Origin of the sequence: Tatumella sp. JGM118 (assembly GCF_018257515.1) — a bacterium.
Lineage (GTDB): Bacteria > Pseudomonadota > Gammaproteobacteria > Enterobacterales > Enterobacteriaceae > Tatumella > Tatumella terrea.
In genome coordinates this window covers 60148-86065 of sequence record NZ_JAERJR010000012.1, presented here as the reverse complement: position 1 = coordinate 86065, position 25918 = coordinate 60148, and the positions used below count along the sequence as shown (strand labels likewise).

General features: G+C 52.5%; 25 protein-coding genes. 23 read left to right on the top strand and 2 right to left on the bottom strand.

Annotated features, from left to right (window positions below; translation table 11 throughout):
* Positions 1 to 169 precede the first annotated feature (169 nt).
* Positions 170 to 1015, bottom strand: a complete 846-nt coding sequence (queF, locus tag JK223_RS11985; protein ID WP_212714411.1) for an NADPH-dependent 7-cyano-7-deazaguanine reductase QueF — start codon at positions 1013 to 1015, stop codon at positions 170 to 172.
* Positions 1016 to 1077: 62 nt separating this feature from the next.
* Here queF and syd point away from each other — a divergent pair, with 62 nt between their 5' ends.
* The 9 genes from syd (at position 1078) to eno (ending at position 12452) form a co-directional block, all read left to right on the top strand.
* The gene (gene syd / locus JK223_RS11980; protein ID WP_212714410.1) at positions 1078 to 1629 is read left to right on the top strand and encodes a SecY-interacting protein; all 552 of its coding nucleotides are present in this window, start codon (positions 1078 to 1080) and stop codon (positions 1627 to 1629) included.
* Positions 1630 to 2211: 582 nt separating this feature from the next.
* Complete coding sequence (locus JK223_RS11975; protein ID WP_212714409.1) at positions 2212 to 2541, top strand: YqcC family protein; 330 nt, start codon at positions 2212 to 2214, stop codon at positions 2539 to 2541.
* Complete coding sequence (truC, locus tag JK223_RS11970; protein WP_212714408.1) at positions 2541 to 3317, top strand: tRNA pseudouridine(65) synthase TruC; 777 nt, start codon at positions 2541 to 2543, stop codon at positions 3315 to 3317. Before JK223_RS11975 ends, truC begins: the two co-directional genes overlap by 1 nt.
* Positions 3317 to 3763 carry a flavodoxin gene (locus JK223_RS11965; RefSeq protein ID WP_212714407.1) on the top strand — a complete coding sequence of 149 codons (447 nt, stop codon included), beginning with the start codon at positions 3317 to 3319 and terminating at the stop codon, positions 3761 to 3763. Before truC ends, JK223_RS11965 begins: the two co-directional genes overlap by 1 nt.
* 511 nt (positions 3764 to 4274) lie before the next feature.
* Entirely contained in the window at positions 4275 to 5591 is a 1317-nt protein-coding gene (gene rlmD, locus JK223_RS11960) for a 23S rRNA (uracil(1939)-C(5))-methyltransferase RlmD (RefSeq protein ID WP_212714406.1), read from the top strand.
* 32 nt (positions 5592 to 5623) lie between these two features.
* Positions 5624 to 7858: a GTP diphosphokinase gene (relA, locus tag JK223_RS11955; protein WP_212714405.1), complete on the top strand. Its 2235-nt coding sequence runs from the start codon at positions 5624 to 5626 to the stop codon at positions 7856 to 7858.
* A 68-nt stretch (positions 7859 to 7926) separates the two neighbouring features.
* Positions 7927 to 8727 (top strand): nucleoside triphosphate pyrophosphohydrolase, encoded by an 801-nt coding sequence (gene mazG, locus JK223_RS11950; RefSeq protein ID WP_212714404.1) that lies wholly within the window; start codon positions 7927 to 7929, stop codon positions 8725 to 8727.
* 698 nt (positions 8728 to 9425) lie between these two features.
* Positions 9426 to 11063, top strand: a complete 1638-nt coding sequence (gene pyrG / locus JK223_RS11945; RefSeq protein ID WP_212714403.1) for a glutamine hydrolyzing CTP synthase — start codon at positions 9426 to 9428, stop codon at positions 11061 to 11063.
* Between the two features lie 87 nt (positions 11064 to 11150).
* On the top strand, positions 11151 to 12452 hold the full coding sequence (gene eno / locus JK223_RS11940) for a phosphopyruvate hydratase (protein WP_212714402.1): 1302 nt from the start codon (positions 11151 to 11153) through the stop codon (positions 12450 to 12452).
* An 83-nt stretch (positions 12453 to 12535) separates the two neighbouring features.
* On the opposite strand, the gene JK223_RS11935 is transcribed toward eno, so the two are convergent.
* The gene (locus JK223_RS11935; RefSeq protein ID WP_212714401.1) at positions 12536 to 13927 is read right to left on the bottom strand and encodes a PLP-dependent aminotransferase family protein; all 1392 of its coding nucleotides are present in this window, start codon (positions 13925 to 13927) and stop codon (positions 12536 to 12538) included.
* Positions 13928 to 14386: 459 nt separating this feature from the next.
* Between JK223_RS11935 and JK223_RS11930 the strand changes: the two genes are divergently transcribed.
* Genes JK223_RS11930 through JK223_RS11865 form a run of 14 tightly spaced genes read left to right on the top strand, consistent with a single transcriptional unit; the run spans position 14387 to position 25836 of the window.
* Complete coding sequence (locus JK223_RS11930; protein WP_249213601.1) at positions 14387 to 14629, top strand: Flp family type IVb pilin; 243 nt, start codon at positions 14387 to 14389, stop codon at positions 14627 to 14629.
* Between the two features lie 60 nt (positions 14630 to 14689).
* Positions 14690 to 15112, top strand: coding sequence for a prepilin peptidase (locus JK223_RS17170; RefSeq protein WP_212714400.1), 423 nt, complete (start codon positions 14690 to 14692; stop codon positions 15110 to 15112).
* 12 nt (positions 15113 to 15124) lie between these two features.
* Positions 15125 to 15880, top strand: coding sequence for an SAF domain-containing protein (locus JK223_RS11920; RefSeq protein ID WP_212714399.1), 756 nt, complete (start codon positions 15125 to 15127; stop codon positions 15878 to 15880).
* Positions 15877 to 17235, top strand: coding sequence for a type II and III secretion system protein family protein (locus JK223_RS11915; protein WP_212714398.1), 1359 nt, complete (start codon positions 15877 to 15879; stop codon positions 17233 to 17235). Before JK223_RS11920 ends, JK223_RS11915 begins: the two co-directional genes overlap by 4 nt.
* Positions 17236 to 17245: 10 nt before the next feature.
* Positions 17246 to 17686, top strand: a complete 441-nt coding sequence (locus JK223_RS11910; protein WP_212714397.1) for a hypothetical protein — start codon at positions 17246 to 17248, stop codon at positions 17684 to 17686.
* 16 nt (positions 17687 to 17702) lie between these two features.
* On the top strand, positions 17703 to 18827 hold the full coding sequence (locus JK223_RS11905) for a hypothetical protein (protein ID WP_212714396.1): 1125 nt from the start codon (positions 17703 to 17705) through the stop codon (positions 18825 to 18827).
* Between the two features lie 2 nt (positions 18828 to 18829).
* Positions 18830 to 20101: a CpaF family protein gene (locus JK223_RS11900; protein ID WP_212714395.1), complete on the top strand. Its 1272-nt coding sequence runs from the start codon at positions 18830 to 18832 to the stop codon at positions 20099 to 20101.
* 3 nt (positions 20102 to 20104) lie between these two features.
* On the top strand, positions 20105 to 21037 hold the full coding sequence (locus JK223_RS11895; RefSeq protein WP_212714394.1) for a type II secretion system F family protein: 933 nt from the start codon (positions 20105 to 20107) through the stop codon (positions 21035 to 21037).
* Entirely contained in the window at positions 21037 to 21882 is an 846-nt protein-coding gene (locus tag JK223_RS11890) for a type II secretion system F family protein (RefSeq protein ID WP_212714393.1), read from the top strand. The genes JK223_RS11895 and JK223_RS11890 overlap by 1 nt, the downstream gene beginning before the upstream one ends.
* Positions 21875 to 22621 (top strand): lipopolysaccharide assembly protein LapB, encoded by a 747-nt coding sequence (locus JK223_RS11885; protein ID WP_212714392.1) that lies wholly within the window; start codon positions 21875 to 21877, stop codon positions 22619 to 22621. The genes JK223_RS11890 and JK223_RS11885 overlap by 8 nt, the downstream gene beginning before the upstream one ends.
* Positions 22622 to 22656: 35 nt before the next feature.
* Complete coding sequence (locus JK223_RS11880) at positions 22657 to 23172, top strand: TadE/TadG family type IV pilus assembly protein (RefSeq protein WP_212714391.1); 516 nt, start codon at positions 22657 to 22659, stop codon at positions 23170 to 23172.
* Positions 23153 to 23743, top strand: coding sequence for a tight adherence pilus pseudopilin TadF (tadF, locus tag JK223_RS11875; protein ID WP_212714390.1), 591 nt, complete (start codon positions 23153 to 23155; stop codon positions 23741 to 23743). The genes JK223_RS11880 and tadF overlap by 20 nt, the downstream gene beginning before the upstream one ends.
* Positions 23744 to 23755: 12 nt before the next feature.
* Positions 23756 to 24157, top strand: coding sequence for a hypothetical protein (locus JK223_RS11870; protein ID WP_212714389.1), 402 nt, complete (start codon positions 23756 to 23758; stop codon positions 24155 to 24157).
* Positions 24148 to 25836 (top strand): VWA domain-containing protein, encoded by a 1689-nt coding sequence (locus JK223_RS11865; protein WP_212714388.1) that lies wholly within the window; start codon positions 24148 to 24150, stop codon positions 25834 to 25836. Before JK223_RS11870 ends, JK223_RS11865 begins: the two co-directional genes overlap by 10 nt.
* Positions 25837 to 25918: the final 82 nt, after the last annotated feature.

The window sequence follows — 25918 nt, the reverse complement described above, 5'->3', positions numbered from 1 at the left end:
GCGGGGAACTGCTGCATCACACAGCGGCTGTAAAATCATTGACCGTGACGCCGGCTCCCTGTCCGGCCCTGTGGTTTCACTGGCCGGTATTTCAGAGTATCGCTGGCTCGCGGATTTTCACAAGTGATAAGTGCTTATTCCTTGTGATGATTGCGGGGAATAGCGGAATTTACTGGCGGGCCAGCCGCGCTATAGGGGCATCAAACTCAACGTTACTGCGCCACGGGTTGATGTCCAGGCCACCTCTGCGCGTGTAGCGTGCATACACCGTCAGGTGCTCCGGCTGGCAAAACTGCTGCAGATCATTGAAAATGCGCTCAACACACTGTTCGTGGAATTCATTATGCTGGCGGAAAGAGAGCAGGTAGCGTAACAGCGCTTCACGATCGATCTGCGGGCCGCGATAGCGGATCATGACCGAGCCCCAGTCAGGCTGTTGGGTGATCAGGCAGTTGGATTTCAGCAGGTGGCTGACCAGCGTCTCTTCGACGATCTCAGGCACCGTGGCGCCTTTCAGCAGACTGTTATCAAAACTGTAATTATCGACGGTAACCGGCAGGTCGTCGATGCACTCTCCGGCGAAATGACCGACCGGTTGTCCTTCAGCCTCACTCAGGCTTGAGAGGGTTACCGTGACTTTACCCCCGGCACAGGCAGTGAGATCTTTTTCGAGAGTGGCTCTGACGGCTTCAGTATCCGCAAATTTTGTCTGATTGAAACTATTCAGATAGAGTTTAAAACTCTTCGATTCAATCAGATTCCGGCTGGTGGCACAGAGCGCCACATAACCGATAGCCACGCGCGGAACTCCCTGCTCATTTAGCCAGGAGAGTTCGTACAATGTCCAGAGGTCCTCGCCATGAAAGGGCAGGTTATCTTCCTGCAACCCCAGACCGTCACGGTTCAGGCTGCGCGGAACCGGTTGTAATAACTCCGGGGCATAATGTTCGGTGTAGGAAGTTTTTTTTCCCAGGGTCAGACCTTCCAGGGCCTGATGTTGGTCATAATGAGTCATGAAAGTACCACGGATAAAGTAAACGTTGTGCTCAGTGTACCCGATCAGAAGTGAGAAAATGAATGATGCAGCAAACCTTAGATGCTTTACACGCCTTTACCCGCCGCTATTGTGAGAAATGGCAGCAGCAAACCGGTCATTTTCCGTGGAGTGAAGCACTCGCGGGTATCGATTCTCCGTGTATTGAGTCGGGCGATGAGCGGGGGGTCTACTGGCAACCCCGGCCGTTTACTTTGCCCGCAACGCTGGAAGCGGTAGAACGTGCGCTGGATATTGTGATTCAGCCCGCCGTAGTCGCCTGGTATACCGCGCAGTTTGCGGCGGATATGCAGGCCGTCTGGCAGGGACGTCCGATGACCTTGCTGCAGGTCTGGAATGAGGAAGATTTCAGCCGGGTGCAGGAGAATTTAATCGGACACCTGGTGATGAAACGGCGACTGAAACAGACCCCGACCCTGTTTATTGCCGCGACCGATCACGACACCGAAATTATCTCGGTCTGTAACCTGAGCGGTGAAGTTATCCTGGAATCACTCGGCACCAAGAAGCGTGAAATTCTGGCCCCTTCACTGGCTGATTTTCTTACCGAATCTGACGGGATCGTGACGAAATAGTCTGAAATCCCGCAGTTTGTGAACAGAAGGCGGTAAGTAACTTGATTCAGATCAATAAAGAGTGTTTTTTACCTGGGAATTCGTCATTGTATAAAGCCTTCCTATTTCAGGGGGTTACTGTAAAAGCCATTGAATTATAAAGCTAATTAGGATTTTTACAGTAAAAATCCCGTTGCGAAAAATGGCAACTCTGCCAGAATGGCACCCACTGGCAGGACGCCGTGGAGGTGACTGGTTTTCAGGATGAAAACAGCCCAGGGAAGGTGGTATCTGTTATGGATGTCAGATGCCGTAAGGTTGTTTCAGGAAAGAAGTAACCTGCTCTGCCTGAGCTAACCCCCTCCCCGGGAGGGAAGTTGCTGTCGGGGATAGACAGTGGCGCATCGGGCCAGAAAGTCCGGTCAGGATGACCCGGCTGATACTGATTAAGCCCAATGAAAGCAGGGAGCACGATTGTAGCTGGATTGCTGCGAACAGACTGGGAGTACTGTATTTTTACAGTACTCCCTTTTTTATGCTCATCACTTTTCCTCCGTGTAATGGTATGCTGGCGCGGTTTTTATCAGGAAAAGGAGAACACCGGTGGCTGAGCAACATATCGTCCTGCAGCGACTGTCGCAACTTGAACAGATCTTACGGGACCATCAGCTATGGCAGGAAACGGCACCGGCAGAGAGCGCGCTGCAAAGCTCCCAGCCTTTCAGCCTGGACACCCTGCATCCGCTGGAATGGCTGCAGTGGATTTTTATTCCCCGGATGACGGACATCATCGATGCCGGGGCCGGGTTACCTGAAAAACTGGCGATCGCTCCGTATTTTGAAATGGCGCTGGAGCCGCAGCACAGCGTACGTCCGGTATTGTTACTGACCTTAAGGCAACTTGATGGTCTCTTTGAACAAGAAACGCCTTAATGCTTGAAATTATTTATCAGGATCGCTGGCTGGTGGTGGTCAACAAACCCGCGGGTATGCTGGTTCACCGGAGCTGGCTGGATCGGCATGAAACGACCTTCGTGATGCAGACACTGCGTGACCAGATAGGCCAGCATGTCTTTACCGTCCATCGTCTGGACCGCCCGACGTCCGGCGTGTTGATCTTCGCCTTATCGTCTGAGGTTGCCCGGCTGTTATCACAGCAGTTCGAACAGCATCAGCTGGAAAAAACGTATCATGCCGTCGTGCGTGGCTGGCTGACAGAGGCGGGCGAGCTGGATTATCCGTTGATGGAAGAGCGGGATAAGATTGCCGATAAACATTCCGCCGCGCCTGCCGCGCCTCAGTCGGCACTGACCCGCTATCAGCCGCTGGCTCAGGTTGAAATGCCGGTGCCGATAGGGCGTTATTCCACCTGCCGTTACACTCTGATGGAACTCACTCCGCAAACCGGTCGTAAGCACCAATTGCGTCGCCATATGTCGCACCTCCGGCATCCGATCATCGGTGATACTAATCACGGGGATTTACGTCAGAATCGCGGGGCCGCCGGACATTTCGGATGTCACCGACTGATGTTACATGCATCCCGGCTTATGCTGACGCATCCGGTGACCGGGGAGTCTCTATATCTGCAGGCCGGCCTCGATACGGTCTGGCAAACGGCCTTTGACCATTTCGGCTGGCAGGATCTGTTACCGGATTTACCCCGGACCATCCCGTTTATTGAACCGTCAGAGACGGAGGAGAAGTAATGGCCAGTATCGGAATTTTTATCGGTACCGTGTATGGTAATTCGCAGCTTATTGCCGAAGAAGCGCAGCCAATGCTGGAAGCCGTCGGACACCAGGTCCGCCTGTATGATGAACCGGTGTTAAGTCAGTGGCTGGATGAGAGTCTGCAGATCCGGTTAATTATTACCTCCACGACCGGGCAGGGCGACTTTCCGGACACTATCGCAGGGCTTTATACTGCCATGAAAGATCAGTGTGGTTACCAGCCGACGGTACGTTACGGGCTGATTGCTCTGGGGGATAGCAGTTATCAGGAATATTGCGGAGCCGGTCAGGCTTTCGATCAGCTGTTGCAGGAGCATCAGGCACAGCGTATCGGTGAGGTTCTGTTGGTCGATGCACAGGACTCACCGGTGCCCGAAGAGGTTGCCTTACCGTGGATTGAACACTGGATAACCTTGTTGTAATCCGCAGAAACCGCGGGCAGATGCATCTTTCCTGCCCGCCGCTTTTTGCGCTCTCCGGCGAACGTGCGGGCGAGTCTTTTTACTGTCGCCCCTTTTACTTCTTCATCTGTTGGGTCGTTTTACCCCTCCGCTTGCTAACCCCGTTCTGCTTCTTCGTCTGTCACGTCCTTTTACTGTTTCGTTTGCTCACTCCGTTCTGTCCCGTTATCGGTTGCTGCTATAGGGCTGTCAGCCACCGTAACATTTCAGGCAATCTGCCGCGCAGGCGGTATCAGGGATATATTTCCCCCTGCGGATCAGGGGGAGCTCTGAGAAAAGGTGTCTTTACCGGCAGACAGGATGAATGCTGAGTGAACAGATTTGTGAATGTATTTGGCTTTTTTACGCTACATTCCGTCTGTTTTTCCGTATCATTGTCTGCAGAATTTTACAGAGCAGGTAAAATACATTCTGTTGCCGGAAAGCCCGGCATACCTCTGACAATCTGCCATATTAAGAGAACACATTACTGATGGTGCAATTTTATTCCGCTGCCAGGCGCGCGAAGCCCCGCAAAGAACTCACGGTAACGATAGATGAGCTGGATCCGTTTGGTCAGGGCGTGGCGCGTTATCAGGGGAAAACCCTGTTTGTCAGTGGGGCGCTGCCCGGAGAAAAAGTGCAGGTGACGGTGCAGGAAGATAAACGTCACTATTCCCGCGGTAAAGCGACCCGGCTTCTCACGCAAAGTCCTGAGCGTGTGGTTGCACGTTGTCCTCATTATGGTGAATGTGGTGGCTGCCAGCAGCAGCACGTCAGTGAAGCTCTTCAGCAGCAAAGTAAAAAACAAGCCCTGGAAAGAATGCTCAACCACAACAGCCCGCAACCGTTAAAGGTTGAACAGGTGATCCACGGAGACAGCTGGCACTACCGGCGACGTGCACGGCTGAGCCTGCGCTGGGATAATAAACAGCAGCGGCTGGACATGGGCTTTCGTAAAAATGGCAGCAGCGAAATCGTGAATATCCGCCAGTGCCCTGTTATGGTGCAATCTCTGGATCGTTTGCTCCCCGAACTGAGACAGTGTATGACAGAATTACAGGGTGCCCGGGATCTCGGCCATGCCGAGCTGGTGCAGGCGGACAATGGGGTGATGCTGGTTTTACGCCATCTGAAACCATTTTCTGTGGCTGACCATGAAAAACTGGAACGATTTTCGCAACATCACCAGCTGATGTTGTTTCTTGCCCCGGACAACAATACTCTGCAACACATTTGCGGAGAAATGCCGTATTATCAGTCGCATAACCTGAAGCTATCCTTCAGCCCGCAGGATTTCATCCAGGTGAATGACAAGGTGAATCAGCAGATGGTGACGACGGCTATCGACTGGCTGGCGTTGCAGCCCGGCGACCGGGTACTGGACCTGTTTTGCGGAATGGGCAACTTCACTCTGCCTGTCGGGCAGTATGTTGAGAATGTTGTCGGTGTTGAAGGGGTAGAGGCATTAGTTCAGCAGGCTGCGCGTAATGCGCAGGATAATGATTTACATAATGTCACGTTCTACCGGCACGATCTGGAACAGGATGTGACAGGACAACCCTGGGCATCGCAGGGGTTCACTAAAGTACTGCTCGATCCGGCCAGGGCCGGTGCCGCCGGAATAATGGCGCATATTATTGCGCTGGCACCAGAACGTATAGTGTATGTGTCCTGTAATCCCGCCACACTGGCTCGTGACAGTGAGCCCTTGATGGCAGCAGGCTATATTGCGGAGCGGGTGACGATGCTGGATATGTTTCCTCATACCAGCCATCTGGAATCCATGGTGCTGTTCAGCAGAACCTAAACGGCCAGGCAGGCCGTCATGCAGGAGAAGTTATGGTTGCGGTAAGAAGTGCGCATATGAATACGGCAGGGGAATTTGCCCTCGAACAGTGGATAGCCACTCTGGGGATTGCTAATGAGCAATCCTGCCAGCGACTGGCGGACTGCTGGCGTTATTGCGAAACCGAGACCAGTCACCATCCTCTTCAGCCGATGTTACTGTGGCGCGGTATTGAGATGGTCGAAATACTGACCGAACTCAGTATGGACAACGATACCCTGCGCGCAGCGTTGCTGTTCCCGCTGGCTAACGAAGAGGTGGTTACCGAAGAACAACTGGAAGAGCGGTTTGGCAGGGAGATTGTCTCGCTGGTGCATGGTGTCCGGGATATGGATGCCATCCGTCAGCTGAAGGCGACCCATAACGATTCGATGGCCTCAGAACAGGTGGATAATGTCCGCCGCATGTTGCTGGCAATGGTGGAAGACTTTCGTTGTGTGGTGATCAAGCTGGCAGAGCGGGTCGCCCATCTGCGCGAAATGAAAGATGCGCCGGAAGACGAACGTGTTCTGGCGGCGAAAGAGAGCACCAATATCTATGCGCCGCTGGCAAACCGCCTGGGGATCGGTCAGTTAAAATGGGAACTGGAAGATTACTGTTTCCGTTATCTGCACCCGGAAGAATATAAACGTATCGCGAAACTGCTGCATGAGCGGCGGGTCGATCGTGAACAATATATCGAAAATTTCGTCGATAACCTGCGTCAGGAAATGACCCGCGAAGGGGTCAGGGCCGAAGTCTATGGCCGGCCGAAACATATCTATAGCATCTGGCGTAAGATGCAGAAGAAAGCCCTGTCCTTTGATGAACTGTTCGATGTCCGTGCCGTGCGCATTGTGGCTGACCGTCTGCAGGACTGTTACGGCGCGTTAGGGATCGTCCACACCCTGTACCGTCATCTGCCCAGTGAGTTTGACGACTATGTCGCTAACCCTAAGCCTAACGGCTACCAGTCTATCCACACGGTGGTACTGGGGCCGCGTGGACAAACGGTCGAGATACAAATCCGTACCCGGCAGATGCATGAAGATGCTGAACTGGGGGTGGCGGCCCACTGGAAATACAAAGAAGGCCCGGGGATCAGCAATACCCGTGGCGCGGCGGGTCACGAAGAGCGGATTGCCTGGCTGCGTAAACTGATCGCCTGGCAGGAAGAGATGGCTGACAGCGGCGAAATGCTTGAGGAAGTCCGCAGTCAGGTGTTTGACGACCGGGTGTATGTGTTTACGCCGAAAGGCGATGTCATCGACCTGCCTGCCGGCTCGACACCGCTGGACTTCGCTTACCATATTCACAGTGATATCGGACACCGCTGTATCGGTGCCAAAATCAGCGGACGGATTGTTCCCTTCACCTATCAGCTACAGATGGGGGATCAGGTAGAAGTGATCACCCAGAAGCAGCCGAACCCGAGCAGGGACTGGCTGAATCCGAACCTTGGGTATATTACCACCAGCCGGGGTCGTGCCAAAGTGCATGCCTGGTTCCGTAAACAGGATCGCGATAAAAATATCCTGGCCGGCCGGCAGATTCTGGACAGTGAACTGAGTCACCTGGATATCAGCCTGAAAGAGGCTGAAAAGCTGCTGTTGCCACGCTATAACATGACCTCGATGGATGAAATCCTGGCGGCCATCGGTGGCGGTGACATCCGGCTTAACCAGATGGTGAACTATCTGCAGGGCAAGCTGAATAAACCGACCGCCGAAGAAGAAGACAGGGAAGCCCTGCGTCAGCTGACTCAGAAATCACACAGTAATCACCATGCCGGCAAAGAGAGTGGTCGCGTGGTGGTCGAGGGCGTCGGGAATCTGATGCACCATATTGCCCGTTGCTGTCAGCCTATCCCGGGCGACGATATTGTCGGCTTTATCACCCAGGGGCGGGGGATCTCTATTCACCGGGCGGATTGTGATCAGCTGGCGGAGCTGACGAATCATGCGCCGGAACGTATTGTTGATGCCGTCTGGGGGGAGAGCTATTCCAGCGGATATTCGCTGGTGGTGAGGGTTATTGCGAATGATCGCAGCGGTCTGCTGCGTGATATTACGACCATTCTGGCCAACGAAAAAGTCAATGTGCTGGGGGTTTCCAGCCATAGCGATACGAAAAAGCAGCTCGCCACCATCGACATGGATATCGAAATTTATAACCAGCAGGTCCTGGGACGTATTATTGCCCGTCTGAATCAGGTGCCTGATATTATCGATGCCAAACGCCGCCATTAACCGGTCACCGGTCCCCGTTCAGCCTCTGGCTGACCGGGGATGGTTTTACCCCCTTCGTTGAGAATGCCATGAACACATCAGAATCTTCATTACAGCATTTGCTGACGCTGATGCAGCAATTACGTGACCCGCAGCACGGCTGCCCGTGGGATAAGCAGCAGACGTTTGCCTCTATTGCCCCTTACACCTTAGAAGAAACCTATGAAGTGCTGGATGCTATTCAGCGCGGAGACTTTACTGAACTGCGTGAAGAGCTGGGCGATTTACTGTTCCAGGTCGTGTTCTACGCACAAATGGCACAGGAACAGGGGCTGTTTGATTTCAGCGATATCTGTCAGAGCATCAGCAGTAAACTGGAGCGCAGGCACCCGCATATCTTTGCCTCACCGCAGGATAAAGCGGTGAACGATATCAACCAGCACTGGGAAGCGTTGAAACAGCAGGAGCGAGAGCAGAAATCGCAGCATTCCGCGCTGGATGATATTCCCCGGGCAATGCCCGCCCTGATGCGGGCCTATAAGATCCAGAAGCGTTGCAGCAATGTCGGTTTTGACTGGAATGAGACCGGGCCGGTACTCGATAAAGTTCATGAAGAAATTGCTGAGGTGATGGAAGAGGCTGGCCGCGATGAAATAAACCCGCAGCGGCTGGAGGAGGAGATTGGGGATCTGTTGTTCGCCACGGTGAATCTTTCCCGCCATCTTGGCAGTAAAGCCGAGACCGCGTTGCAGAAAGCCAACGATAAATTTGAAAAACGTTTTCGTCAGGTCGAAAGCATTATTGCAGCACAGGGGCTGACGATGCCTGGCGCGACCCTGGAGCAGATGGAAGCGGCCTGGCAGCAGGTCAAACAGCAGGAAAAATCCTGAGGCTGGTGGTGGGGCCGTCTGAATCAGGCGGATTTTCCCCTCCGCCGCCGGGCTCACCTCTGTGCGGGGAGCTTCTCCCGTGATCTGACGTTATGACCCCCGGCGAGCGGGTATTCTGACGGGGTTATCCGGCCCCGGTGGATGTTTTTCTTCAGTTGTCGACCGGGTATGCTGTGATACCGGCGCGGTGCCCGCGCAATAACCTTCCTGTGCAATAACCTTTCTGCGGAAAAAACAGGGTTTTCTGACGTGGGTATCCGGGCCCGGTAGTCGCCCCGGGGGATGCGTTGCTTTGTTCGGTGACGGCAGCCAGACTTTTCACCTCACCGGTACTTTCGGCCGTCGCCGGTGGCCCGCGTTAGCGGACTCGCGGGTCCCCGGTCCGCTGGTCTCCGGCAGAGGCGTGGCGTCAGTCTGCCGGAGCCAGTCGCGCAGTTTTCACCCTCCCGTTAATAAATTCGCCATAAGAACGTGATAAATAACTTTTATTCATCAGGCTAACTCGTTTCAGCTTTTTACGGAAAACGGGCAAAAATGTGATGAAAATCAAGTATAGCGGCGAGAGTTTGCCGTAAGGTGTCGGTTACGCAGAGTGAAGAGTCATTGAATGATTAATTGTGGCGGATGCGGCTTTCGGGTAGACTGCTTTCCCGTCCTGGTGATTCCACCGTCTTTAAACCTTAACTCTCAGGTTCAGCATGACAACGAACTATATTTTTGTGACCGGCGGGGTCGTATCCTCTCTGGGTAAAGGCATTGCTGCAGCCTCCCTGGCAGCTATTCTTGAAGCTCGTGGTCTGAAAGTGACCATTATGAAGCTCGACCCTTATATTAACGTCGATCCAGGCACCATGAGCCCGACTCAGCATGGTGAAGTCTTTGTCACTGATGATGGTGCAGAAACGGATCTTGACTTAGGGCATTACGAGCGTTTTATCCGTACCCGTATGTCTCGCCGTAATAACTTTACTACCGGACGTATTTACTCTGAAGTTCTGCGTAAAGAACGTCGCGGTGACTACCTGGGCGCGACTATTCAGGTGATCCCGCATATTACTAATGCTATCAAAGAGCGCATTATTGAAGGCGGCGAAGGCCATGACGTCGTGCTGGTGGAAATCGGCGGAACGGTAGGTGATATTGAATCACTGCCTTTCCTGGAAGCCATTCGTCAGATGGCTGTCGATGTGGGGCGTGAACATACCCTGTATATGCACCTGACGCTGGTACCTTATATGGCGGCGGCCGGTGAAGTAAAAACTAAACCGACTCAGCACTCGGTTAAAGAACTTCTGTCGATTGGTATTCAGCCGGATGTGCTGATTTGTCGTTCAGACCGTGCCGTCCCTGCCAACGAACGCGCCAAGATTGCGCTGTTCTGTAACGTGGCAGAGAAAGCGGTTATCTCTCTGAAAGATGTCGACTCTATTTACAAGATCCCGGGCATGCTGAAATCTCAGGGTCTGGACGACTTTATCTGTAAGCGTTTTAATCTGAATGCTCCGCAGGCTGATCTGTCCGAATGGGAACAGGTCATCTATGAAGAAGCCAATCCGGGTGGCGAAGTCACTATCGGTATGGTCGGTAAGTATGTTGAACTGCCGGATGCTTACAAATCGGTGATCGAAGCACTGAAACACGCGGGTCTGAAAAACCGTGTGACGGTGAATATTAAACTGATTGATTCTCAGGATATCGAAACCCGGGGTGTTGAGTTACTCAACGGACTGGATGCTATCCTGATCCCTGGCGGGTTCGGTACCCGTGGTATCGAAGGAAAAATTCTAGCCGCGCAGTATGCCCGTGAGAACAAAATCCCTTACCTGGGGATCTGCCTCGGTATGCAGATTGCGTTAATTGAGTTTGCGCGTAATGTGGCCGGGATGGCTGGTGCAAGCTCCACAGAATTTGATCCGAACTGTAAATCACCGGTCGTTGCGCTGATCACCGAATGGCGCGATGAAGAAGGTCATGTTGAAGTTCGTGATGAAAAGAGCGATCTTGGCGGCACGATGCGTCTGGGAAGCCAGGCCTGCCAGCTGTCTGATGACAGCCTGGTCCGTCAGATGTACGGGGCATCAACCATTGTTGAACGTCACCGTCATCGTTATGAAGTCAATAATCTGTTACTGAAGCCTATTGAGGCGGCAGGTTTGCGGATTGCGGGTCGTTCCGGTGATGACCAGCTGGTAGAAATTATCGAAAACCCTAACCATCCGTGGTTTGTGGCCTGCCAGTTCCATCCTGAATTTACCTCGACTCCGCGTGATGGTCACCCGTTGTTCTCAGGCTTTATTAAAGCATCGGTTGAGCATCAGAAAAGTCTGGCGAAGTAAGCTTATCACTGCAACGCGCGAACTTTTCGCGCGTTGCTTGTCTTAGGATTAAGAAGTTTTAGCTTAACTTGTACTGAGGAAAAACGAATGTCCAAAATCGTAAAAGTCATCGGTCGCGAAATTATCGACTCACGTGGTAACCCGACTGTTGAAGCAGAAGTACATCTGGAAGGTGGTTTCGTTGGACTGGCAGCTGCACCGTCAGGCGCTTCTACGGGTTCCCGCGAAGCACTGGAACTGCGTGATGGCGATAAATCTCGTTTCCTGGGCAAAGGTGTCACGAAAGCCGTTGCGGCGGTTAACGGACCTATTGCAGACGCAGTCACAGGTAAAGATGCGAAAGACCAGGCCAATATCGACAAGATCATGATCGATCTGGACGGTACCGAAAATAAATCTAAATTCGGTGCTAACGCGATTCTGGCGGTTTCTCTGGCAGCGGCTAAAGCAGCTGCAGCGTCTAAAGGCCTGCCTCTTTACGCTCACATCGCTGAACTGAACGGTACAGCCGGCAAGTTTTCTATGCCACTGCCGATGATGAACATCATCAACGGCGGTGAGCACGCGGACAATAACGTCGATATTCAGGAATTCATGATCCAGCCGGTGGGCGCTTCCAGCATTAAAGAAGCTATCCGTATCGGTTCTGAAGTTTTCCATCACCTGGCGAAAGTACTGAAGGCTAAAGGCCTGAATACTGCTGTCGGTGACGAAGGGGGTTATGCACCTAACCTGGCATCCAACGCCGAAGCGCTGGCGGTTATCGCTGAAGCGGTAAAAGCGGCCGGCTATGAGTTAGGTAAAGACGTGACTCTGGCGATGGACTGTGCGGCTTCTGAGTTCTATAACAAAGAAACCGGTAACTATGAACTGAAAGGCGAAGGTAAAACCTTTACCTCTCAGGAATTCACCCATTACCTGGAAGAACTGGCTCAGCAGTATCCTATCGTTTCCATCGAAGATGGTCTGAACGAATCTGACTGGGAAGGTTTTGCTTACCAGACTAAAGTTCTGGGCGATAAGCTGCAACTGGTCGGTGATGACCTGTTCGTGACCAATACCAAAATCCTGAAAGAAGGTATCGAAAAAGGTATTGCTAACTCCATCCTGATTAAATTCAACCAGATCGGTTCCCTGACCGAAACGCTGGCAGCCATTAAGATGGCGAAGGATGCCGGTTACACCGCGGTAATTTCACACCGTTCCGGTGAAACTGAAGATGCGACTATCGCTGACCTGGCAGTAGGTACAGCGGCCGGTCAAATCAAAACCGGTTCAATGAGCCGTTCTGACCGTGTGGCGAAATACAACCAGCTGATCCGTATTGAAGAAGCGCTGGGCCATAAAGCACAATTTAACGGTCGTAAAGAGATCAAAGGTCAGGCATAAGCCTTTTCCGTTCTCTGAATGAAAGCCCCTCCGGGAAACCGGAGGGGCTTTTTTTTTGCCTGCAGAAGGGAAGACCCGCGGGGTTACCCGGCGGCGGCTGAGCGTTGCTGTGACAGACGTAGCTGATGATTAATTTTTTCTATTTCATTACAGCTCAGTAAAGCAAACGGATATACCAGCGTGTTATTACTGTGCGTATCTGCGCTGGACGGATGACGGAACAGATTCACCGGAAAGAAGTAGCGATCGAGCAGTCCCTCCGGCAGTTCACTGATATTGGCGTGAAAAGTATAGAAACTGGCATTTTCCTGGCCATTGCAGCAAGGGTCCGGCAGGTACTGTAATCCACCCAGGGCCAGCGTGGCCTTCTGACGGCGCGACTGCATACTGCTGGTCAGGTATTTCATAAAACGGGTGGATTCCAGAAAGGCACTCAGTAAAGAACGGGTCACAGGATGAATATCACTGACCAGCAGCGGAGCCAGTCTGCGCAGGGTCTGCATTAACGGCCGGGGGGCAACAATACAGCTGACATTCATTCCGCTGCCGGTCAGCTCTGAAAGCTGGGTCAGATAAATAATCCGCGGGTCGGGGTAACGATGGCTGAGGGCAGGGATCACTGACTGACCAAACCCCAGCATCGCAAAACTGTCATTTTCGATGATTAGCGCATCATGACGGCAGGCCCACTCACTGAGCAGTTTACGCCGCACGGTACTCAACGGCACCGCCATCGGAAACTGGTGTGCAGGGGAGGTAAAGATAAGGTCTGCGCCACTGTCGGGAAAGTCTTCCACCCGCAGTCCCTGGTCATCGACACCCACCGGAATGACGGTAAAATGTAAGCATTCGAATAATTCACGAATATTTGGCGGACAGGGATCTTCAATCAGCAGCACCGGATGCGGGCGTGTTGCCGCGATACTTTTTGCTATCAGTAGCAGGGCTTCCTGCAGTCCCGGCAGCAGAAACAGATGCTCCGGTTGCAGCGGGATCCCGCGGGAAATACGAATAAACCGGCAGAGATTTTTTTTCAGTAACTGATCATTTTTATCTGCCTGCTCACCGCCGGTCGGTAGTGACAGCGTCCCGCTCTCTTCACACCAGCGACGGATAAAGTGTTTGGGTAACTGCACGCGGTTGCTGCATCCCAGCCACTGAGAAAACACCAGTGTGTTTTTTTTTTCTTCCGCAGGTTTTTCGGCCGTTACCGCGGCGCTTCTGACCGGTTTAGGGTCTGAGGCCGCAGAAAGGAACCCCCCGGTCACCAGATAACCACTGCGTTCGTGCCCCTGAATATATCCCAGTGACTCCAGCGTTTTATACACCAGTAAGACAGTCCCTCTGGAGACTTTGTACCGGGTGCCCATGGTACGAATAGAAGGCAGGAAATCTCCTTTTTTTAGCGTGCCAATAATAATCATCTGACTGATATCATCAATCATCTGTTGTTTTATTGTCTGTTTAGTCAGCATCGATACATGTTCCCTATGAATGGTACTGAATTAAGAGATTAATTCTGATATTCATAGCACAACATTATGAATTATCGCAACACAAATTGATTACCCTGAGACAGGGCCGATTTATTTATTCATTTTTTGTTAAATATAATGATACCGATGTAATGCAATAATTATCAATCCCTGTAATGATACCGGATAAAATGTTTGTGGGGGTATTATCACCGGAAGGCATAAATATCTTTTTAATTATCCGGAATTACCGGCAAGTACTGACGGCCTGGCGTGGGATCCGGGGGCTGTGTCAGTTTGTGAATAATATCCGGACACTGTCATTTTTATTAATGCATCCTGTCGCTTGAATATTATTTTTGTCAACGTATTATCATCGGACAATGCTGAGGAACGCATTGATGCACACACAATAAATGTTAATTGTTTTTTATATTTAAATGTTAAGGATGATGACAAATGACTGAACAACTGACTTCATTATCTCTGAAAGTCCAGATTGCCCTCAGCGAGGGTGGACGCCGTATCTGTCAGGCGATGCGTAAAGAGAATGGTGTAACGGCCATAGAATATGCTGTTATCGCCGTGGCAGTAAGTGCGATGTTACTGACTGTTTTCGGAAGTAAAGATGGTTCTTTCGTCAAAGCAATTACCGATAAATTTAATGAGCTTGCCAAAAATATTAATGGCACGATCCAGTAATGACTGAGTTTTAATTATAAGGAGGAGAGGTTTTTCCTCCTTATCCTGTGAATAAAGCAGATGATAAATACGCTGTGTCTGACCGTGATACTGTTGTTGCTGATCAGTGTCTGTTATACCGATATCAGGTTCAGGAAAATAAAAAACAGGACTGTCATTATTATCGCACTGTTTTCATTCCTTTCAGCACTTACGCATTCTGAGCCGGTAAACCTGATCTGGCCGGTCATGATCATCGTCACGGGCGTCTTACTGGTGCTGGCGAATATTATCGGGGCGGGTGATATTAAACTCATCGCCGCACTGAGTTTATCTTTACCCGGCACAGACATTCCGGCGTTCATTTTTTTAATCACACTGTCTGGTGTGCCGTTGATCCTGGTAACAGTATTGCTCCATAAGGTTACAGGGAGCAGCAATGAAATAACGTTACCCTATGGGGTTGCAATCAGTTGCGGATATTTATTTCACCTTTTGGGATAAACAGGATGAACAGTGAATCAGAGACTGTTAGTTATTATCGCGGTTTTGTTACTTGTGGTCGGCGCCAGTGGTTTGCTGATGAGTGGCCAAAGCTCACCGTCGGATAATCCTGAGGAAGGACAGAAACAGGTAACGTATTTCGTTACTGCCCGGGCACTGAGTGCCGGCAGCCGTCTGACAGACGATGATTTTACCCGGCAGACAGGGTCCGCCGGGGAGACCCCGTCGGGGATGCCGGACTCGCCGGTGGGATACTATCTGCAGGTGGATAAAGCCGCAGGTGAACGTCTTTCCGCCGGGGAAATAGCCCTGACCGACCCGGCCGATCAGCAGCCCGGTAAAAATATGATCCGTTACAGTGCGCTGATCCCTGAACGCTATACCGGGGCTATTCAGCATCTCCGGCCGGGAGATTGGGTGGATGTGTATCTGCGGTTTGATGCAAAGAGGCCGGAGACACAGGGCATGCATCGCCGCTCGCTGATCAATGGAGAATCGCGGCTTAATCTGTTCCGTATCTTTAAAGCACGCCGGGTCATCAGCCGGCCCGGGAAAGCCAGTGCTTCCCTGCTGGCACGTCAGTCACTGATTGAGGTTGATGATAGCGCGGCGGGGAAAGGCTCACTGAGTGTCGATATCGAACTGAGTCAGGCCGATCTGAAGCGGTTATTTCTGGTCACGGCTCACTATGAGCTGGTGCTGTTTCCGGTTGTCAGGGAAGAACAACCCAGGGTAACCCCCGGTAAAATGCAAGGAAAAGCAAAATGAAACGCCCCGAAAACAGATTTTCCGCGAATATCGCCGGGAAAGTGTGGCTTAAATGCTTACTCATGTTTTGCCTGTTGTTCCCCCTCAGTGTCTCTGCCGAGACGCTTTATCTGTCAAAAGGCGGGGCCAGAACACTGAAGGTGAACACAGTCATCGACACGGTTTTCACCACCGATCCGGAAGTGGTGGACTACAACCTGATCAGTGACCGTGAAGTCGTTATTTACGGTATCCGGAACGGGGTCGGTGAGATCCTGCTGGTCCAGAACGATGCTACCCGAAAGATCAAAGTGGTGGTGGATCCTCTGGTCGGTAAACTCGCGTCACAAATTCAGGATCAGTTCCCGGGATCTACCATTGAACTGCGGAAAGTCGGCGAAAGCTATGTCTTATCCGGGGTGGCCGTGGATGAAGAAAGCCGTGATGCCATTTATCAGATAGTCGGTGAAGCGCTGGGGATGGAAAGCGAAACCCGGGCCACCGAGATGAGTACGGAAAACCTGGGCAACGTGAATATCGCGATGCTCAACCGTATCAGCTATAAAAAATTACAGAACCGGATGCGTCTTCCGCAGGCCAATCAGGTGAATGTCAAAATTTCCGTGGTCGAGCTGAATAAAAGTTACAGCGACAGCCTCGGTATTGAGTGGGGACAAGCCGGCAGTGTCGGAAACTTTGTGCTCAATAAACTGAAGTTTAATGCCTCTGAACTGACCTCGATGATCCATGCGCTGGGCAATGAATCGGTCGCCCGGGTGCTGGCCGAACCGAACCTGTCGGTGCTGTCGGGAGAGACCGCAGATTTCCTGGTCGGCGGGGAAATCCCCGTGGTGACCAGTTCATCCAATGGCAGCAACGTGGAATATAAAGAAATTGGTGTGCGTATGACACTGGGCGCGAAGGTGGAAAACAGCCAGAAAGTCCGGCTGATGATCTATCAGGAAGTCAGCAATATTGACAGCCAGAACACCTCAACCTCTGAGTCTTACTATCTGCCGACACTGAAATCCCGTAAGGCCCGGACCACCATCGAGCTGGCAGATGGCGAGAGTTTTGTGCTGGCCGGCCTGCTGAGCGAATCAGAACAGGAAGTGCTGAAGAAGGTTCCTTTTATCGGCGATATCCCGGTACTGGGGGCATTTTTCCGCTCGACCTCAGCCCACCGTGAAAAAACAGAATTGGTGGTGGTGGCCACCATTAAGCTGGTGAGGCCGGTCTCATCGACGCAGGTCACTTTACCGGCCTGGCAACGCAGTACCTTACTGGAGCGCTATTTTAATATTCATAGTTTATCCGGGGACAATGGCGGCAAAAATGTGGTCAGTTTCCTTGAACAGGGTGGTTTCATTTACTAGTGAGGCAGTTATGCGGCAAGGGATCCTGCTGTTAATCGCATTATGGAGTTGCGGGGTAATGGCGAGCGAGGGGTATCGCTTTACGTTACAGGGCCGCAGTGATATCGACCAGGAAATCCTGGTCGCGGAAGTCGTTTCGTTTCATCGCTTTATACCCGGAACGCTTTTTCTGCAATGGTACCTGAATGATGCCGACCCTGTTGCCAGCCAGCTGAAACAGCGTCTGATCGCCGCCGGTGTGCCGGAAAACAGCATCCGGTCAGAGAAAGCCCAGGCCCGTGAAAATCGCTCTGCGCCCGGGCTGGTGACCGTGCTGCTCCGTCCCGGCGAACAGGATACGTTGTGTCAGTTACAGGAAAGCAATTTTCGTTACGACAGTGGTTCCGGCATCGGCTGTGCGGTTGAAAATAATCGCCGCGTCTCTGAAATGAATTCAGCAGGGCGTCACTGAGCGACAGGGAGGTCTGATGTTGTTATTTTCGGATAAAGAAAAACAGCCGGCTCAGATCGCTGAGCGGATACTGGTGATCACCGACCATCCGGAGGTGATGGAAAGTGTCTGTGAGCAACTGGCCATCCGTAACACCGGTGAGGTACGACAATTCGCCGGCACGGTTTCGCAGCTGGAGAAATATACGGAATCCGGCAATGTGGATGGGGTGATTTTTGAAGTCGGTGAACAGGATGACGTTGAAGTCATCGCCGGTTTACTGGAACTGCATATTTCCCGCAGCGCTTTTCAGATAGCGATAGGCAAACAGGATTCCCTGACCCGGGCAGACAGCTTTATGCAGCACGGCATCAGCTATTGTCATTATCCCTCCCAGCTCAATGCGATAGGGGCGTTACTGGCCTCCGGGAAACAGACATTCCGTGACAAAAACAGCGCGATCCGTTTCTCCATTCTGGGGTGTAAAGGCGGTATTGGTACCTCGCGGCTGAGTTATCACATTGCAGAGAATATCGCGCGGATCAGGCAATCGGCGACCCTGCTGGTTCAGGGCTGCGGCGGCAGCCGTAATCTGGATTTGATCTCCCGGGTGGCCATCAGTAATGAGGTGACTCTGCTGCAAAATAATTTCTTCGCCATGTACGAAGAACCGAACAATGCCTGGTTTTTTAATAATCCGTTATACGACCGGCATCAGTGTGTGGTGTTTGATTTCAGTGCCTATAACGCCTCTGATGAAAACATCGAAAATATCCTGACCCATTCCGACAGCGTGCTGCTGATCTGCGACCGTGACCTGTCATCTATCCGCGTCGCCAAAAAGATTATCGAAGCGAATGCGCACCTGCAGAACAGTAATAACGGTATTAAACGGCTTTACCTCTGTTTTAATCAGCATCATCCGAAGATTAACGGGGAAGTGATTGCGCGGGAAATGGGGGATCTTGTCGGGCAGCAGGCGGACATTATTATCCCTTACCTGCTGAAAGCCGGCGACCCCTCCCTGAGCCTGGAGGTCAATGGTAAATTCCGTCCGATACTGGAAAGTATGACCTATCTGCTACTGGGTAAGAAAAAAGAACTGACCCAACCCTCTCTGTTATCCGTGTTGAAACAGCGTCTGACAAGGAAGTCTGATTAACCATGAACCCGAAATATGAAGCGTTAGCCCGCCGTTTACGCAGCAATGTGCTGCCCCGGCTGGATCTGGATCAGATAGACAAACTGATGGACGATCGTACTGCGCTGATCCGGGAGATCTCGCAGGCCGTGCACCGGATGAGTGTGGAGCTGAACCAGTATCTGCCGGCGGAGGAGACCCGGGAGCTGGCGTCTGCGGTGGCCGATGAAATTCTCGGGGTCGGGCCGCTGCGCGAACTGATGGAAGACGAATCGGTGAGCGATATTCTGGTCAACGGGCCGGATAAGATTTTTGTGGAGCGGGGCGGAAAGCTGGTCTTTACCGGTAAAAAGTTTGTCGATAACCAGCAACTGACGGAGATCGCCAAGCGTCTGGTCAGTCGCGTCGGTCGCCGTGTGGATGAATCCCAGCCGCTGGTGGATGCCAGGATGAGTGATGGCAGCAGGCTGAATGTGGTGATCAATCCCATCGCCCTGGACGGGACGTCCATCTCGATACGTAAGTTCAGCCAGGTATCACGTACGCTGCGGGATCTGGTGAACTGGGGGGCGATGAATGAACAGATGGCGAATTTTCTGTCTATCGCGGTGCGCTGCCAGAGCAATATCGTGATCTCCGGCGGTACCGGCTCCGGTAAAACCACCTTACTGAATGCCCTGTCGCAGCATATCAACAGCGATGAACGCATTATTACGCTGGAAGATGCCGCGGAACTCCGGCTGCAACAGCAGCATGTGGTCCGGCTGGAAACACGTATGGCGGGGGCTGAGAACAGCGGTCAGATCTCTATGCGGGATCTGATGATTAATACCCTGCGTATGCGTCCGGATCGGATCATCGTCGGGGAGTGCCGTGGCGGAGAAACCTTCGAAATGCTGCAGGCGATGAACACCGGGCATGACGGTTCGATGACCACGCTGCACGCAAACTCACCGCGCGATGCGGTGGCCCGTCTGGAAAACATGGTCATGATGGCCAACCTGAGCCTGCCCATCGAAGCGATCCGCCGCAATATTACCTCGGCAGTAAATCTGATCATTCAGGCCAACCGCCTGCATGATGGTTCGAGAAAGATCACTCAGATCAGCGAAATTATGGGGCTGGAAGGCGACACCATTGTGCTGCAGGACATTTTCAGCTTTGAGGTGGATGACAGTGTGCAGGGAAAAGTGGTGGGGCATTTTACCACCCCCGGCCTGTCCGGACGCTCCAGTGTGGTGACACGGGCGCGGGAACACGGGCTGGATACCTTACTGAAAACGGTATTTGGTTAAGCGATGAACGTTCTGTTCCTGGCCTCCCTGATCATCGCCGTACTGGTGCTATGGCTGGTACTGCAGCGGAATCAGTCAACCCGGAAGGCGTTGTCCCGGTCGGTACAACGGCGGCAGACACTGCAATCCCTGATCAGTCAGAAGGGGAGCGAAAATCCCCGGGCTTCCCTCCCGTCCCGGCTGCGGCACATCATGCTGGCAAGGCTGGCCGGGGTTTACCGGGTATTTTATGCGGGCAGCCTGGTCATGCTGGTGAAGCATCTGGCCGTGCCGGCACTGGCCGCGTCGGGGATCATCGTACTGAACGGGCTTTATATTGGTTTTCCGGCCAGCTGGGTTGCCGGTGTCGCGGGGATCGGTTGTTTTGTGGTGTTTTACAGCATGCTGAAAAAGCGGCGCAGAAAGCAGTTTTCTGCCGATTTCAGTGAGGCGCTGACCACCATTAACGGAGCCATCTCCTCAGGACGCACGTTTCTGCAGGCGATGAGCGATTACAGCCAGAGCCGTGATAATGCGCTGGCCAGCGAGTTCCGTACCCTTTCCCGTCGTCTGAACCTGGGGGAACCGGCGGAGACGGTGTTTATGGAGTCCTGGCAGCATTATCCGTACCGGGAATACTATTTTTTTATTGTGGCCATTTTGCTGAACATTAACAGTGGCGGCCGTCTGAGAGAGGTGCTGGCAAAACTTCAGCGTTCCATTGCCAGCGGCATTGCGATGGAAAAGAAAATGCTGTCCATGACCTCGGAAATGCGGATGTCCGCGCGGATCACCGGGGCCATTCCCTTTATTTTTCTGATCCTGCTGAAATTTATCAGCCCGGAAAACTTTGAGTTTGTGCTGCACGATGAACGGGGAAAGGTACTGCTCTATTACCTGATTGGCAGTGAACTGTTCGGTCTGCTGGTGATTAAATTTCTGATGAGGAAGCTCTGATGAGTCCGTTATTACTGATTGCCGTGACCGGTATTGCACTGGTCGCTATCGTCCACGGAGAACGAAAATATCGGGCCAGTAAACTGCAGAAAGCCATGAAGGTGGTGGATGCCGGGATACATCAGCTGAAAATACAGCAACTGAAAGAGCATCATCATACGGAAGCGGTGCTTGAGCAGAACAACCCGTTACTGAATCTCTATCGCCGGCTGGATGCCAGCATGCTGAGTAAAGTACTGCTTGCTGTTCTGGCCTTTGGCCTCATCGTGGGCGGGTTCCGGGTCAGCGGCAGTGTGCTGAGCCGTGAATCCTGGCTGATGGCCGGTGTTTTCAGTCTGGTCGCGACCATTATCCTGCCCGGCATGGCCCGCGCGATGTTTGTCAAACGACGGGTAAAAACACTGAGTGCAGAGTTACCGTGGATGATCGAATTGCTGGCCGTGAGTGTGCAGTGCGGGATGACCATCGAACAGGCGTTCAGTTTTCTGGCCGACAAAATGGACGGAATTAACCCTGACTTTGTCCCGTTTCTGACCCGGCTGGTCAGGCGCACCGAGGTCAGCGGACTGAGTGTGGCGCTGGACCATTTTTACCGTGAATTGCCTTCCGCTGAGACGCGGATGTTTTGTGCCATGTTACAGCAAAGTATTCGTTACGGTTCATCCATGTATGAGCAACTGATCGAACTGGCCCGGGAGATCAGGGAAGTTCAGTTGCTGGGGACCGAAGAAAAAATCGGCCAGCTCGGCGCCAAGATGAGCGTACCGCTGATTCTGTTTTTTATGTTTCCCGTCGTGGTGATTGTCGCTGCACCGGGGGTGATGAGGGTGATGTCCAATGGGTAAGTTAAGGATAACAACATTGTTTTTCGCCATTGTGGTGAGTTTTATCAGCGGGTGCAGTGAGCCATCGGCCACCCTCGGGGGGCAGCGCTTCTCTCTGCCCCGCGGCGCAGGCGACGAACAATTACTGCTGAAAGCCAGAAATTACTCCGGGCTTATCAGCCTGAAGCAACAGGCGCTGAAGGCTAATGATACGCCGGAAATCCGCTACCAGCTTGCGGAATATTATTATTTATCAGGAGATTATAAATCCTCGCTGTACCACCTGAATAAACTGATGGGGAATAATACGGCGACAAAAGTCTATCTGCTGCAGAGTAAAAATCTCAGCTCCTTACAAAAATATAAAGAAGCGCTGAATTTCGTCGGTATGGCGCTGAATAAAGATAAAAACAGCGGCGAGGCGCTGAACCTGAAGGGGGTGATTCAGGCGGAAAACGGCGATCTGAAAAGCGCGCTACTGAGCTTTGATGCGGCGCGCAACGCCTATTACCAGGAAGAGTCCGTGGTTAACAATATCGCGATGGTCTATATCGTCCAGAAACGGTATCACGAGGCCGTACAGATGCTGCTGCCGGTTTATCTGCGGGGTTACCATAACCCGCAACTGGAACACAACCTGGCCTTTGCTCTGGCGAAAACGGGAGATTTACGTTACGCCAAAGAGATCATTAAGCGCGGTAATTATGCGAAGAATCCGGACATGCTGGTCGCGGATCTGTTCCGCGTGCAGAGCTTTTGATGCAACTCAATGTCAGACGCAGTAAAGGATGGACGATGAAAAAAAGCATCAGGGCATTAGGGCGGCGGGTCAGAGGAGAACAGGGAGTGATCACCATTGAGTTCTCCTTTATCTTTATTATTTTTATTTTCTTTATCTTCCTCTTCTTCGAGGTAAACCGTTTCGTCTACGTATCAGCGACTATCGATCTCACCTTATCCGAAGCCGCCAGAATCACCTCCCGTACCGAGAGCCGGGACAGTAATTACACGGATATCTTTGCCAGTAATATCCGTCAGCAGAGCAGTTTCTGGAAGATGTTTATTGATGCCAGTAATTTTACCCTGACGGTACGTTATTGCAACTCGGTCAGCGCGGCGATGAAAGGCAACTGCAGCAGTTCGGATGGACGGAACGTCCCGCTGGCCCTGTATTCGGCCCGCTATCGTTATCGTCCGCTGTTATTTACCTTCACCGGCAATAGCGCCGTCAATAATCTGTTTGCTTCGCTGGATAATTACCTTTCCCGCCAATTGTTGTATGTGCAGGAATATGAATCAGGGAATGAATGATATGGATGTCAGGCAGCGCATCGGGGCATTTGTCCGTAACCCGCAGGGCTCCGTGGTGGTGGAGGCGGCGTTTATCTTTGTCTTTCTGTCGGTACTCACCGTCGCCGCCATGGACTACGGATTCTGGATAATGGCCCGCAGCAAAGCGGAGCGGATCAATTACTCTCTGGCGGCCGTTATCCGTGAGCGTAATACCTTATATAACGGCCAGGAAACGCCCGGCAGCAGTGAAGTGACGGAGCTGGCTTCACTGGCAAAATTTCTGGCACAGGACAGTACGGCATCCTCGCTCTGCGTCCGGCTGGAAAGCGTCAGTTTTAAAGACTCCGCCACCCGGCAGGTCGATAAATATCAGAAAGCCAGCGCAGGAAAATCCCGATGTGAGGTCAATGCACCGGCCCTGACGGCGAACCTGCAACTCTCCCCGTTAAGCATTCGTGGTCGCTGGATACCGCTCTACCAGGTGTCTCTCAGTATTCCGGCTCCACGGGGCAGTCTGTCTGCACTGTTACGCCGCACCGGCGCCTTACCGGAGACCATCACGGTCAGTAATATCGTGCTGGCACGCTAAGCAGGGAGCAACATGAAACTTATTACGCGATTGCCGGGCATACTCTGTGCGCTGTTACTGCTGACGGGAGCCTTCCCCTCCGGTAGTGAGGCCGCACAAAGCAAGGACGGGCAGAAAAGACAGGCCATTATTTTCCTTAACACGCAGCAGGGGAAAGAACACCGGCTGGCGCGGGAGATTAACCGGCAACTCTATTACAGTCGCACGCTGTCACGTCAGCTGGAAGTCACGCTGATCGATATTGCTCCCGACGGGCCGGCGTTATCCGGGGCCGCCCGATACCTGCGGGATACGTCCGGTATCTGGGTGGCAAAATACCGGCCGCTGTCATTGCCCGCCTTATTCTGCCAGCAGGGGAAATCCCGGCGCTTCTATCACCTCACTACCGCGGAAGACATACGGAAATGTTTATAAAAAAGCTGAGAGCGTTAATTTCCTGCCTGGCCGGTGAGCGGGGCGTGCTGGTCGTTCCTTTTGCTATCCTGTTACCGATCCTGATTGCCCTGCTATCGCTGGGTATTAACAGTGCTGCCGGACTGGCCAGTAAAGCCAGAATGGCCGATGCCGCCTCGGAGGCATCACTGGCGGTATCGGCATCCTCCCTTGTCAATGACAACCGGACCGCCGAGGGGCGGGAAGAAATCGCCGCCGCTAAAGTGCTGGTCACCGCGTGGATGAAATACTATTTCCCGGCGATGAAAGGCTCGCCGCAGATCGCCTTCACCGTCGATCAGGATCTTAATCAGGCCTCCTCGGATATCCGCTATACCTATTACAATGTGGCGGTCTCCCTGGATCTGCCTTACCTGTTCAGCTACAAAACCGTGACCGGCAACAGTCATGATTACACGCTCAGTGCCGGTCAGGGCCATGTAAAAAAATACATATCGAAGCCGGCTGACTATGTTTTTGTGGTCGACTTTTCGGCCTCCCAGGCGGGTGCCCCGATGCGGATGCTGAAGCGTGTCTTTTATGAGATAACCAATTATGTCGTCTCCGCCAGCCCTGAATCCCGCATTGCGATTGTTCCGTTCAGTACCGGTGTGGTCGTCAAATTACCGGGTAAAAATGTCCGTGGCGGAGCCAATCTCGGTTGCAGCGTGCTTTTTGTCCCGAAAGAGGAGTGGAAGGTGAATTATGCTTTCTGGGCCGATAAACGCACGGCAACGACCTCTGCCTATCAGGCGCTGAACCGCCAAAATTATCTGATGGATGAGGCGCGCTACAATTATTACAAAGGCTATGTGGCGGCATCGTCGCCCGCCGTCGGTGATACATCGATGAAGGCGGCCTGGTGCCGGACGAACAGCAGTTACGGTCAGAAAACGGGGAAGTATCAGTACAGCTGTTATGACACGCGTTACCCGGATGACGATATATTTTCGGAAAGGTCACAGGAGATTATTCAGCGGGAATATCTCCGTGCGGCAAAGACCCAATATAAGCAACTCTCCACCTATACCATCGAACACGACGATGCTATCGATTATCCGGCAACCCTCGAAAAAATGTTCTCCGATGAGGCCATTATCACGATGCCCATGCCACTGACACCGCTGGATGGCACCTATTCCTGGGGGTATAACCATATGTGTCGTCAGGCAGGGTGGTGGAATTCGCGAACCAACAATATGGTGAACCGGGCACCGAAAGCCTGGCTTATCCCTTTGACGGGGGATGCCGGTAAGTTGCACGAATTTCAGTCAATGGAGCCTTACGGCTGGACCCACCTGTCCACGGCCCTGGTGCGCTCGGTGCCGGTGATGATGGAAGGCACCAACCGGCGTAAGGTGTTTATTATGATCTCGGACGGTTACGATAATCTTCATCCGCAAAAAGTGACCGATAAGTACCTTAAAACCTACAATCTGTGTCGCAAAATTGAAGAGGGGCTGCTGGCCCGTCCGCAGACCCGGACCAGCAAAGTCGAGTTCTACTACGTCTCCACGAATAATGCCGTCAGCCGGGTGAAATACTGGGCCGATAATTGTACCGGCAGCGCCCGGGCAAAAACCGCAACGCAGAGCGACTCGCTGATCAAACTGATTAAAGGGATCATTAGTGATGAAACCGGTCACCTGGCGGTGGACTGATCCGGCCGGCGGCGATCACCGCGTGCGGTCGCCGCAGGATCAGACATGATCTGCGGCGGCAGATCTGTAATAATGGTCGATT